This is a genomic window from Polaribacter haliotis (assembly GCF_014784055.1).
GTDB lineage: Bacteria > Bacteroidota > Bacteroidia > Flavobacteriales > Flavobacteriaceae > Polaribacter > Polaribacter haliotis.
Map to the genome: position 1 here is coordinate 32,971 of NZ_CP061813.1, position 13,239 is coordinate 46,209.

Consider the following 13,239-nt stretch of genomic DNA (forward strand, 5'->3'; position numbering starts at 1 on the left):
TTATTAAAACTAAACTTCTATAATTTACAATTAAATACACTTTTGATTTTAAAGTAGTACATGAATTTTGCACTCTTATTTTAATCAAAAATTATATAAAAAAATATTAATGAGTACTGTTTTACAAGAAAATAAATTAGAGTCTAATGGAAAATTAGTTTCTATAAATAACGAGTCGTTTTATAAAATTTCTGATAGCCATCTAATGCGTCCGTTTTTTATGACGATTGTTTCAGATGCAAACCATTGGATGTTCATCTCTAGTAATGGAGGGTTAACAGCTGGGAGAAAAAATGCACAAAATGCACTTTTTCCATATTATACAGATGATAAAATTACAGCTTTAGCAGAAACTTCTGGAACGAAAACAATCTTCAGAATTACAAAAAACAACCAGAATTCACTTTGGGAACCATTTTCTGAAAGGCAAGCAGGACTTTATAATATTTCAAGAAATTTATATAAAAACGTTTACGGAAATAAAGTAATTTTCGAAGAGATAAATCACGATTTAGAACTTACTTTTAAATACGAGTGGAATTCTAGTAATAAATTTGGTTTCATAAGAAAACCAACACTTTTAAATAATTCTTTGGAAGAAATTTCTGTGGAAGCTTTAGATGGTTTTCAAGATTTGTTACCAGCAGGTATTGGTTCGGAATTTCAATTAAGCTACAGTAATTTAGCAGATGCTTATAAGAAATGCGAGTTAGAAAAAGAAGTTGGTCTAGGTATTTATGCGTTAAGCGCGATAATTGTTGATAAAGCAGAACCAAGTGAAGCTTTAAAAGCAAATGTTGTTTGGTCTTTAGGTATAGATAATCCTACTTTTTTATTATCAACTTTACAATTAAATAATTTTAGAAGAGGCATTTCTTTAGAGGAAGAAGTAGACTTGAAAGCAGAAAAAGGAGCCTACTTAACTCAGTTTAATTTCTCACTTTCTTCGGGCAAAGATAAAAATTGGATGCAAGTTGCAGAGGTAAATCAAACTGTTTCTCAAATTCATAAAATTGCAGCTCAAATTTCATCAGAAAAAAATCTACAAGAAATTGTTGAACAAGACGTTGAATTAGGAACCGAAAACTTAATAAAGTTAACAGCAGGAGCAGATGGTTTACAACTTACAAACGACAAATTAGTAAATACAAGACATTTTTCGAATACACTTTTCAATATCATGAGAGGTGGGATTTTCGATGATAATTATACCATTGAAAAAGAAGATTTTATTCAATATGTATCGAAAGCAAACAAAACTGTTTTTGCAGACAAAAAACAAGAATTAGAAAATTTACCAGTGAAATTCACCTTAGATTTTTTAAGAGAATTTGCTAAAAAAGATTCAAATTCAAATTTTAAAAGACTTTCTTTAGAATATTTACCATTAAAATTTAGTAGAAGACATGGAGATCCAAGTAGACCTTGGAACAAGTTTTCTATAAATACACAAAGTGAAGTTGATGGTTCTAAAATTTTAGATTACGAAGGGAATTGGCGAGATATTTTCCAGAATTGGGAAGGTTTAGCACATTCATATCCTCAATTTATTGAGAGTATGATTCATAAATTCTTAAATGCCACAACTTTTGAAGGTTATAATCCTTACAGAGTTACAAAAGGTGGTTTCGATTGGGAAATTATCGAAGAACACGATCCTTGGTCTTATATTGGGTATTGGGGAGATCATCAAATTATTTATTTGTTGAAGTTTTTAGAGTTTATAGAAGACCATTATCCGAATGAATTATTAAAATTATTTACGGAAAACGTTTTTGTATATGCAAATGTGCCTTATAAAATAAAATCGTATCAAGATATTCTTAAAAACCCTAAAGACACGATTGATTTCGATTACAAATTAAATGTAGAAATCGATGAAAAAAGAGCGCATTTAGGAGCGGATGGCGCTTTAATTGAAGATAAAAATAACGCCATTTACAAGGTAAATCTAATAGAAAAATTATTAGTTACTGTTTTGGCGAAAATAGCCAACTTTATTCCTGAAGGTGGAATTTGGTTAAATACACAAAGACCAGAATGGAACGATGCCAACAACGCTTTGGTTGGAAATGGTGTTTCTATGGTTACTTTAAATTACTTGCGACGTTTTATCGATTTTTATGAAAATTTAGTTAAAAAATCGGAAGTTGATAATATAGAAATTTCTGAAGAATTAGCAGTTTTCTTCTTTAAAGTTTTAGAAACTTTAGAAGAGAATAAGCATATTTTATCAGGTAATTTTTCAGATGTTGATAGAAAAACTGTTTTAGACGGTTTAGGAAATCCTGCAAGTGTGTATAGAGAATCAGTTTACAAAAACGGATTTTCAGCAAAGAAAAAGAACCTTTCAAAAGAAAATTTATTAGAATTTTTCGAAACTACAAAAGCGTATTTAGAGCATACAATTAGAGCAAATAAACGTGATGACAATATGTATCACGCTTATAATTTAATGACGATTAATTCAAACAAAGAAGTTTCTATTTCTTATTTATCTGAAATGTTAGAAGGGCAAGTTGCTGCTTTAAGTTCTGGTTATTTAAGTGCAAAGGACGCCTTGGATTTATTGGACGGATTAAAAAATAGCGCACTATTTAGGAAAGACCAATACAGTTATATTTTATATCCGAATAAAGAATTACCAAGGTTTACTAAGAAAAATAATATTGATTCAGAACGTGTAGAAAAATCTGAATTATTATCTACATTAATTAAAAACAACGATCAAACAATTGTTGAAAAAGATGTCCATGGAAATTATCATTTCAATGGAAATTTCAACAATGCAAATAGCGTAAAAGAAGCATTAGATAAATTACCAAAAGAAAAATATAAAAATCTTTTAAAAAAGGATAGTCAAGATGTTTTAAACATTTTCGAAGAAGTTTTCGACCACAAATCTTTTACAGGTCGTTCTGGAACATTTTTCGGTTACGAAGGTTTAGGTTCTATTTATTGGCATATGGTTTCTAAGTTGCTTTTAGCGGTTCAAGAAAACTGTTTATTGGCAATAAATAATAACGAAAGTGAAGCAATAATAGGAAGATTATTAGACCATTATTACGAAATAAATGCAGGAGTTGGCGTACATAAATCACCAAATTTATATGGCGCTTTTCCAACAGATGCTTATTCACATACACCAGCAGGAAAAGGAGCACAACAACCAGGAATGACTGGGCAAGTAAAAGAAGATGTTTTAAATAGATTTGGAGAGTTAGGTGTTTTTGTTACAGAAGGGAAGATAGTTTTCAATCCAAGATTATTAAAACAAGAGGAGTTTTTAACAAGCGAAAATGACTTTGAGTATATATCTGTTTCTGGGGAAAATAAAAAACTAAGCTTAGCTTCAGGTAATTTGGCTTTTACATTTTGTCAAGTTCCTGTGGTTTATGAATTGGCCTCAAAAAATAGCATTCAATTATTTTATAATGATGGAAATAAAAAAGAAATTGAAGGTTTACAATTAAACACAATAATAAGTAAAGAAATTTTTGAAAGAACAAATGCTATTGAAAAAATAGTAGTTCTTATAAAATAAGTAAAGTGAAGAAAGTTTTTAGAATTTTAGTGGTTTTATTCATTCTAATTTTGAGTTACAGTTGTAATTCGAAAAAGGAAAAAACTGCAAATTCTAAAACGAAAATTACGGCATCAGATATTTTAGGAAACCCTAATTATTTGGCAATTTCTTATGGTGGTTATCGACAAAAGTCGAGAGCTGTTCAGCCAACAATTCAAGAATTAAAAGACGATTTAAAAATTTTATCTGCGATGAATATTAAGGTTTTAAGAACCTACAATGTTCATTTGGCACAAGCTTCTAATTTGTTGGAAGCAATTCATCAACTTAAAAAAGAAGATACAGATTTCGAAATGTATGTGATGTTGGGTGCTTGGATAGATTGCGAAAATTCTTTCAGTTCAGAAAATGGTGGCCCAAATCACGAAAAGGAAAATCCAAGAAATGCAAAAGAGATAGAAACTGCAGTTTCTTTAGTTAAGAAATACCCAAATATTGTAAAAATTATTGCAGTTGGTAACGAAGCAATGGTAAAATGGGCAACCAGTTATTATGTGCAGCCAAAAGTGATTTTAAAATGGGTAAATCACCTTCAAAATTTAAAGAAAAAAGGAGAATTACCAACAGATTTATGGATTACTTCTTCAGACGATTTTGCTTCTTGGGGTGGAGGAGATGAGAACTATAAAGTGAAAGAATTAGAAGAATTGATAAAAGCTGTAGATTATGTTTCTATGCACACATATCCTTATCATAATTCACATTACAACCCTTCTTTTTGGAAAGTTCCAGAAAATGAAGAAGATTTGAGCGACATCGAAAAAATAGACAAAGCAATGTTAAGAGCGTTTGAATTTGCAAAAAATCAATATAAAAATGTTTCGAAATACGTAAAAAGTATTGATAGCACAAAACAAATTCATATTGGAGAAACTGGTTGGGCAACAATTTCAAACGGACATTATGGAGCAAATGGTTCCAGAGCTACAGACGAATATAAGCAAGCTAAATATTATCAATTAATTAGAGATTTTACCAATAAAAATAACATTTCGTGTTTTTATTTTGAAGCTTTTGATGAGCAGTGGAAAGATGCAAATAATGCAGAAGGTTCAGAAAATCATTTTGGATTGATAAATCTTAAGAATGAAGCCAAATATCCTTTATGGAAAATGGTGGATAATGGCGTTTTTAATGGATTGAAAAGAAATGGAAAACCAATTACAAAAACATATAATGGAAATCTGGATAGTTTAATGAAAAGTTTACAAACACCAAATACAGAGTATCCAAGATAAACGAATAAATGATGAAAAAAATCTTATTAATTCCTATTGTTCTATTTGTTTTAATTTCTTGTAATAAAGAAGTTAAAAGTGATGTGGTTACTGTTTCTGGAAGAAAAATAATGGTAAATAATCAACCTTATTTAATTAAAGGAATCTGTTATCATCCAGTTCCAAAAGGTTCTGATAAAAGAGATTTTGGCAATCTTACGCAAGATTTATCTTTAATGAAAGAAGCAGGAATAAACACAATTAGAGTGTATGAACCTATTGAAGAAGTTGCTGTTTTAGATGAGATTAATAAAGCAGAGATAAAAGTAATTATCGGTTTTGGCTACAATCAAGGAGGTAAAAATGATATTCTTTCGGGCACTTTTATCAATTATGTAAATAAATTCAAAAACCACAATGCAATTTTAATGTGGGAGTTAGGAAACGAATATAATTATCATCCAGAATGGTTTGAAGGTGATATTAAAAACTGGTATACAGCAATGAATGCTGCCTCAGAAATCATTCACGAAAACGATAAAAATCATCCAACAACAACAGCTCATGGAGATTTACCAGATGCATTAGCTTTATCTATGAGTAAAAATATAGATGTTTGGGGAATGAATGTTTATAGATGGGATAATCCAGAAACAATTTTTGCTCAATGGGAAAAAGTAAGCGAAAAACCAATGTATTTATCAGAAGCTGGAGGAGATAGTTATATGGTAATTGAAAAAGCAGGTTACAAAAAAGGAGTCAACGAAAAAGCACAAGCAGATGCTACTTTAAATGTTTTAAAAAAATCATTTACGAACAAAAATATCTGCTCAGGAATCACTTTATTTTCTTTTACAGACGGTTGGTGGAAAGCAGGAGATAACACCACACAAGATATTGGTGGTTGGGCACCCAACAGTTCTGGAGTTCCTTATGATGGATCACCAAATGAAGAATTTTGGGGAATTGTAGATATTGAAAGAAATAAAAAACAAGCTTTTAAAGTAGTGCAAACACTTTATGAAGAACAAAATTAAAATTATGAAAAAAAGCACACATTTTTTAAGCGTTTTTTTACTTGTAATGATGATGAGTTGCGAAAGTAATAGCAAAAAATTATCTGTTGAAGTTTTTGAAACTTCAGAAAGCGGAAATAAGTTAACAAAAATTTCTAATTTTAATACAAATGAAAATGCTTCAATTATAAAGTTAGATACTTCTAAAACTTTCCAAACCATTACTGGTTTTGGAGGAGCTTTTACTGAATCTTCTGCTTATTTACTTAATCGATTAAGTAAAAAAAATAGAGATACTATTCTACAAGCTTATTTTTCAAAAGACGGTGCAAATTATTCATTAACTAGAACGCACATGAATTCTTGTGATTTTTCTTTGTCTCAATATTCATATTCACCAGTTGAAGATGACATGGAATTAGAACATTTTACAATTAAAGAAGATAAAGACGATTTAATTCCGATGATAAAGGATGCAATGAAAGTGTCTGAAGATGGTTTTAAAATATTCGCTTCTCCTTGGACAGCTGCTCCTTGGATGAAAGATAACAAAAAATGGGTTGGAGGAAAATTACTATCAAAATATTATGATACATGGGCACTTTTCTTTTCAAAATATATAGACGCTTATAAGGAAGAGGGAATAGATATTTGGGGTTTTACAGTAGAAAATGAACCTTTAGGAAATGGGAATAATTGGGAATCTATGCATTATTCTCCTGATGAAATGACCAATTTTGTTAAAAATCATTTAGGACCAAAATTAGACGAAGATTATCCAAATGTAAAGATTTTAGGATATGATCAAAATAGAGAACATTTAAAAGAATGGGTAGATTCTCAATTTAAAAACGAGGAAACCTCTAAATATTTTGATGGAACAGCCATTCATTGGTATGCAAGTACTTATGATTTTTTTGCAGAAGAATTACAATACGCACATCATAAAGCCCCAAATAAATACTTAATAGAAACAGAAGGTTGTATCGATTCTCAGGTTCCAGAATGGAAAAACGATGCTTGGTATTGGAAAAAAGAAGCAACAGATTGGGGTTGGGATTGGGCTCCAGAAAAAGACAAACATTTGCATCCAAAATATGCGCCAGTTAATAGATATGCAAGAGATATTATTGGTTGCTTAAATAATTGGGTAGATGGTTGGGTAGACTGGAACATGGTTTTAGACAAACAAGGAGGCCCAAATTGGTTTAAAAATTGGTGTGTGGCTCCTGTAATTGTAGATCCAGAAAAAGATGAAGTTTATTTTACGCCACTTTATTATACAATGGCTCATTTTAGTAAATATATTAGACCAGAGGCTAAAGTTATAGGTTTAGAGAATTCTGATAAAGATTTACAAGTTACAGCAGTTGAAAATCAAGATGGTTCGATAGCAGTTGTTGTTTTCAATGAAGGAAAAATTGCGAAGGATTTCAAATTACAATTTGGCGAAAAAGAAACTGCAATACATATAAGTGCACAAGCATTACAAACAATTATAATATCAAATAAAAATTAATATTATGTCAAACTCTAATTCTACATCTAAAGTTCCATTTGGGCAAAAAGTAGCATTCGGAATAGGAATGTTAGCAAACCAAATGTTTCCAGCTATTTTAGGAATTTTTATGGTGGTTTTGGTACAGGATTTAGGCTTCCCTGGTTGGATGTGGGGTGTGTTGTTTTTTCTGCCAAGAGTTTTCGACTCCATTACAGATCCAATAATGGGTTTTATTTCTGATAATACAAAATCGAAATGGGGAAGAAGAAGACAATATGTATTTATTGGTGCTATTATTATGGGAGCCGCTTTTATTATGATGTGGCAACTGCATAGAGAAGATGGTATCGATTATAATTTTATGTATTTTCTTTTATGGTCTTTCGTATTTTATTTAGGACTTACAATTTTTAGTGTTCCCTATGTAGCAATGGGTTATGAGATGAGTAACGATTTTCATGAACGCACAAACATTATGGCAGTTGCACAATGGATTGGCCAATGGGCTTGGGTAATTGCACCTTGGTTTTGGGTTATTATGTACGACCAAGGTTGGTTCGAAACTGCAGACATTGCTACAAGAGAATTGGCTATTTATGTAGGTATTATTTGTATGTTATTTGCTATGGTACCAGCTATTTTTATCAAAAGTAAATCTACTTTAAATGAAAATTATTCACCCTTAACATTTAAAAATATTGGAGGAAGTTTAAAAGAAATATTAAACGGATTTAAAGAAGCTTTTAAATCAGAACCTTTTAGAAAATTATGTATTGCTACATTTTTTATATTCAATGCATTTAATACAATTGCAAGTTTTTCATTCTTTATAGTAGTTTATTATTTATTTAATGGAGATGCAGGTGCTGCAGGAATTTGGCCAACCTTATTTGGTAGTATTGGTGCTTTAGCCACCACATTTTTAGTAATTCCTATAGTTACAAAAATGTCTAAAGTAATGGGTAAAAAGAATGCATTTATAGTATCACAAGGAATTTCTATAATTGGGTATGTAATGTTGTGGTTTTTATTTATTCCAGGAAAACCATATATGTTTATTTTTGCATTGCCATTTTTCTCATTCGGAATAGGAAGTTTATTTACTTTAATGATGTCCATGACTGCAGATGTTATTGACTTAGATGAGTTAAATACTGGTAAACGAAGAGAAGGAATTTTTGGTGCGATTTATTGGTGGATGGTAAAATTCGGTTTTGCGATTGCAGGTTTATTAACTGGTGCAATTATGACGCTTGTTGGTTTTGATCCAAGTGTAGCTGTACAACCAGAAGGAGCTGTAACAGGTTTAAGAATGTTCTATTCAGGTTTTCCAATTTTAGGAACATTGGTAGCCATGTTTATAATGCGTAATTATAATGTTACTGAAGAAAAAGCAAGAGAAATTAGAACAGAACTAGATAAGAGATTACTTGTAAAAGAGAAGGATACAAATAGAAAAAATAAGAACAGAATTAAAAATAAAGAGTTATATAATTCAATTTCAATAGCTGATAAATAAAATTAACTATGTATAATTAATATTATTTATAGTAATATTTTTAGAAATTATTTTTAAATAAAAACACTACTTAAAATGTAGTGTTTTTTTTTTGAGAAGATTTTAAATTTAATTTTGTTGTTTATTAAAAGATAATTTAAAACCTACCTCGTTGTTTTTTAATAATTTAATTTTTAATAAATCAGTTTTAATTATGTGAATTTCATTTTTTTAAATCAATACATTTAAAAACAGTAGCTTAACATTTCGATTGCTAACAATACATTACCCATACAAAACCATTTTTGATATAAAATATATAAAATTTTATTTATTAACTGAATTTTACTTATAAGCCTATTATTACTGGTTATTATTTGGGTTATTAATAATTAATTACCTTTTATTTTACAATGTATGTTTTTTGTTGGGGTATTAATTAAGAATATTTCAATAAAGTGGATGTATTTTTGAGACATAACGAATAAAACATTTACAACATGAAAAAAATTACTTTTTTACTTTTCCTTTTATGTGTGTCTTTAGGGTATGCACAACAACAAGAATATCATTTAGATTTTGAAGATGGAACTCCTTCAGGTGTTGCTGCTAATTGGTTTACTTTTGATAATTCACCTGCACCAGCAGAAGTTATAGATAACCCAGATTTAGATGGAGTAAATTCTACAGCTTCAAAAGTTTTAAAGGTGGTTGTTGGTTCAGGTAATGCATTTTATGCAGGTGTTAATAATAAATGGGAAGATTCAAAATTTGGAACTTGGAAAATTGATTTAGGTGTTGCAAGCAATTCAACATTAACAATGGATGTCAATAAAAATTATGTAGGTACTGTAGGTATAAAAATGTCAACAAATACTGGAGGAACTACATTTCAGATAACAGATCAGAACGTTGGTAACACAGTTGTTGATGAATGGCAAACTTTAACATTTGATCTTTCAGGTATAAATCCTAATGGAGATTTAACAAACATCAGTCAAATGGTTGTTTTTGTAGATTGGACAGAAGGTATGGCTGACAGAGCAGATGGTAATACTATATTAATTGATAATATAAAATTTAATGCAGAAAAATTAACAGATGCACCAGCACCTTCAGTAGCAGGATCTGCACCAACAACAGATGCACCAACACCTCCAGCAAGAGCAGCAGGAGATGTTTTATCTATTTATAGTGATGCTTACACAAATGTAAACGTAACTAATTTTAACCCAGGTTGGGGACAATCAGGAGCAGTAGATGCAGCTTTTGATCCAACAGGAAATGGTACAAATACTGTTTTAAAGTATTCAAATTTTAATTATCAAGGAACAGAATTCGATGCAACAGATGCTTCAGGAATGGACTTTGTACATATTGATATTTGGACAGCAGATGCCACAGATATTAAGTTTTCACCAATAAATAATGGTACTGGAGCAGGAGAGTTTTTAGTAAACGTTCCTTTAATAACAGGATCATGGAGTAGTGTAGATATTGCTATAGCAGATTTTACAGGTATGACATGGGATTCATTATTTCAAATGAAATTTGATGGACAAGGAGGCGTAAACCCTTCAACAATTTATATAGACAACGTTTATTTCTATAAAGGAAGTCCAGCTGTAGCAACAGCACCAACAACAGATGCACCAACACCTCCAACAAGAGCAGCAGGAGATGTTTTATCTATTTACAGTGATGCTTACACAAATGTAAACGTAACTAACTTCAACCCAGGTTGGGGACAATCAGGTGCAGTAGATGCTGCTTATGATCCAACAGGAAATGGTACAAATACTGTATTAAAGTATTCAAATTTTAATTATCAAGGAACAGAATTCGATGCAACAGATGCTTCAGGAATGGACTTTGTACATATTGATATTTGGACAGCAGATGCCACAGATATTAAGTTTTCACCAATAAATAATGGTACTGGAGCAGGAGAGTTTTTAGTAAACGTTCCTTTAGTAACAGGATCATGGAGTAGTGTAGATATTGCTATAGCAGATTTTACAGGTATGACTTGGGATTCATTATTTCAAATGAAATTTGATGGACAAGGAGGCGTAAACCCTTCAACTATTTATATAGATAACGTTTATTTCTATAAAGGTACTACAACTGTAGCAACAGCACCAACAACAGATGCACCAACACCTCCAACAAGAGCAGCAGGAGATGTTTTATCTATTTATAGTGATGCTTACACAAATGTAAACATAACTAACTTCAACCCAGGTTGGGGACAATCAGGAGCAGTAGATGCTGCTTATGATCCAACAGGAAATGGTACAAATACTGTATTAAAGTATTCAAATTTTAATTATCAAGGAACAGAATTCGATGCAACAGATGCTTCAGGAATGGATTTTGTACATATTGATATTTGGACAGCAGATGCCACAGATATTAAGTTTTCACCAATAAATAATGGTACTGGAGCAGGAGAGTTTTTAGTAAACGTTCCTTTAGTAACAGGATCATGGAGTAGTGTAGATATTGCTATAGCAGATTTTACAGGTATGACATGGGATTCATTATTTCAAATGAAATTTGATGGACAAGGAGGTGTAAATCCTTCTACTATTTATGTAGATAATGTTTATTTTTATAAGTCAAATACTGCAAGCATTAAAGACAATACTTTAGCAAACTTGAGTTTATACCCAAATCCAGCAACAAATTTTGTAACAATTTCTGCGGATAATACAATTGATAAAGTAAGTGTATATAATATTTTAGGGAAAACTGTAAAAACAATTTCTGTAAATGATACTTCTAAAAATATTGATATTTCTGATTTGAATTCAGGTATCTATTTAATTAAATTTACTGTTAATAATGCAGTTGGAACCGCTAAATTTATAAAGAGATAATTTTTTTATCGGGGGATTTTAAAATTATTGTATCAACGCTCAAGATTTAATTCTTGGGCGTTTTTTATAATTCAATTTCAATAGGAGAATTCACATTCCTGTATTTATTATCTAACAAAGAAGCATTTACAAAAACGGTATTATTTCTTACTGTTTTTCCATAAGCTTCGTGGATATGTCCAAAAACATGTAGTTTAGGTTTAATTTCTAAAACTTTATTTTTTAGTTCTTTACAACCAACATATTCTTCTTTTTTTGTTAAATCTAAAATTTTATGTGGTGGTCCATGAGTAATTAATACATCTGTATCATTAGGAATTAAATCCCAATGTTTTTTTATTTCTTCCCCTCTTTTCCTATTAAATGCCCAATCAAAAAAAGTTGGTTGAATAGGAGATCCCCAAAACTTAATACCATCAATTTCACAACCAGAATCATTTAAATAAATAAGATCTAGAAAATTTATTTCGATGTTATTTTTTATAGCTTCTTCAAAATAAAAATCATGATTTCCAGCAATAAAAATCTTATGTTTATGTGGTTGAGATTGGAACCATTTTATAAATGCATCAATTTCTGTTTTTCTTCCTCTTGAAGAAACATCACCAGCGTGAATTAAAACATCTCCTTTTGGGATTCTAAAATTATGGTTGCCATGTGTGTCTGAAATTAAGATGATTTTCATCTTTTACCTCATTAAAGCATCTAAAGTTAAAATATCTAATTTTCCATCCGCAAAAAGATTGTTTATTTCTTCGAAAGATTTAATGGCATTAGAAGTTTCTGCTCTGTAAATTCCATCTACAGCAATGTTAAAACCATTTTTAACCAATAGTTTTTGCACTTCAAAAATTAATGCCGTTTTTTGATTGGAAACAATTTTTTTGGAGTCACTAAATAATGTTTTCATTCTGCTTTTGTAAGAAGCTAATTCTTGTTCTTGTAAATGAGTTTTTAAATTGGTGCCTGTTTCTTCCAAATATTTAATTTCTTTATTAGAAAGACCTTTTTCTTTTAAAAGAGCCGATTTTTCTAATTTAGCCTCATAATATTTCACTTTTGCCAATTTATCAGCGTATTTTTTTACTGCAAATTTTGTTTCAGTATCATCATCTTCAGGCGTAACAACATCAATATCATTTGCTGTCCATTGCAACTTTACCCAACTATTTAAATCTTCTATAGCATTAAAATAGTCAAAAACCAAATCTTGATTATGACATTCCATGTCTATCTTTTTATCAGTTTTATACTCTAATTTTGGTGTGTTGTACCTTTTATATTGTTGGTATTTTCCAAAACCGATAAAAAATGCGATTATAAGAAGAAGAAATATAATTATTTGTTTCATAATAATTGGTTAAATCAGTATCAATAGTAAACAAATGTAATTAATTCTTTTAACAAAAAGACAGATTTAAAAAAACGAATTATTAATCCCCTAAACTCCATTCTTTAAAATTTCTACCTTTTCTTACCTTATTTTATAGATGAATTTATAGAATTCATCTGCGTATAAATTTTTGATATTTAAATTTT

Annotated in this window: 8 protein-coding genes; 6 read left to right on the top strand and 2 right to left on the bottom strand. The window is 30.1% G+C overall.

Going from position 1 to position 13,239, the window contains the following annotated elements:
• The first annotated feature begins 109 nt into the window (after window positions 1–109).
• From H9I45_RS00095 to H9I45_RS00120, 6 genes are all read left to right on the top strand, one after another.
• A complete protein-coding gene (locus H9I45_RS00095; protein WP_088354056.1) occupies window positions 110–3,544 on the top strand; it encodes a 1,3-beta-D-glucan phosphorylase, GH149 family in 3,435 nt (1,144 codons plus the stop codon).
• A gap of 5 nt (window positions 3,545–3,549) precedes the next feature.
• Entirely contained in the window at window positions 3,550–4,824 is a 1,275-nt protein-coding gene (locus tag H9I45_RS00100) for a glycosyl hydrolase family 17 protein (protein WP_140422754.1), read from the top strand.
• 8 nt (window positions 4,825–4,832) lie between these two features.
• A complete protein-coding gene (locus H9I45_RS00105) occupies window positions 4,833–5,840 on the top strand; it encodes a glycoside hydrolase family 2 TIM barrel-domain containing protein (protein ID WP_228454972.1) in 1,008 nt (335 codons plus the stop codon).
• Between the two features lie 46 nt (window positions 5,841–5,886).
• On the top strand, window positions 5,887–7,338 hold the full coding sequence (locus H9I45_RS00110) for a glycoside hydrolase family 30 protein (protein WP_394364911.1): 1,452 nt from the start codon (window positions 5,887–5,889) through the stop codon (window positions 7,336–7,338).
• Between the two features lie 4 nt (window positions 7,339–7,342).
• Window positions 7,343–8,839, top strand: a complete 1,497-nt coding sequence (locus H9I45_RS00115; RefSeq protein WP_088354054.1) for an MFS transporter — start codon at window positions 7,343–7,345, stop codon at window positions 8,837–8,839.
• Window positions 8,840–9,318: 479 nt separating this feature from the next.
• The gene (locus tag H9I45_RS00120) at window positions 9,319–11,700 is read left to right on the top strand and encodes a T9SS type A sorting domain-containing protein (protein ID WP_088354053.1); all 2,382 of its coding nucleotides are present in this window, start codon (window positions 9,319–9,321) and stop codon (window positions 11,698–11,700) included.
• Between the two features lie 64 nt (window positions 11,701–11,764).
• Here the strand turns inward: H9I45_RS00120 and H9I45_RS00125 are convergent, their stop codons facing one another.
• Window positions 11,765–12,385 (bottom strand): metallophosphatase domain-containing protein, encoded by a 621-nt coding sequence (locus H9I45_RS00125; protein ID WP_088354052.1) that lies wholly within the window; start codon window positions 12,383–12,385, stop codon window positions 11,765–11,767.
• Window positions 12,386–12,388: 3 nt separating this feature from the next.
• Window positions 12,389–13,051 carry a peptidoglycan-binding domain-containing protein gene (locus tag H9I45_RS00130; protein WP_088354051.1) on the bottom strand — a complete coding sequence of 221 codons (663 nt, stop codon included), beginning with the start codon at window positions 13,049–13,051 and terminating at the stop codon, window positions 12,389–12,391.
• Window positions 13,052–13,239: the final 188 nt, after the last annotated feature.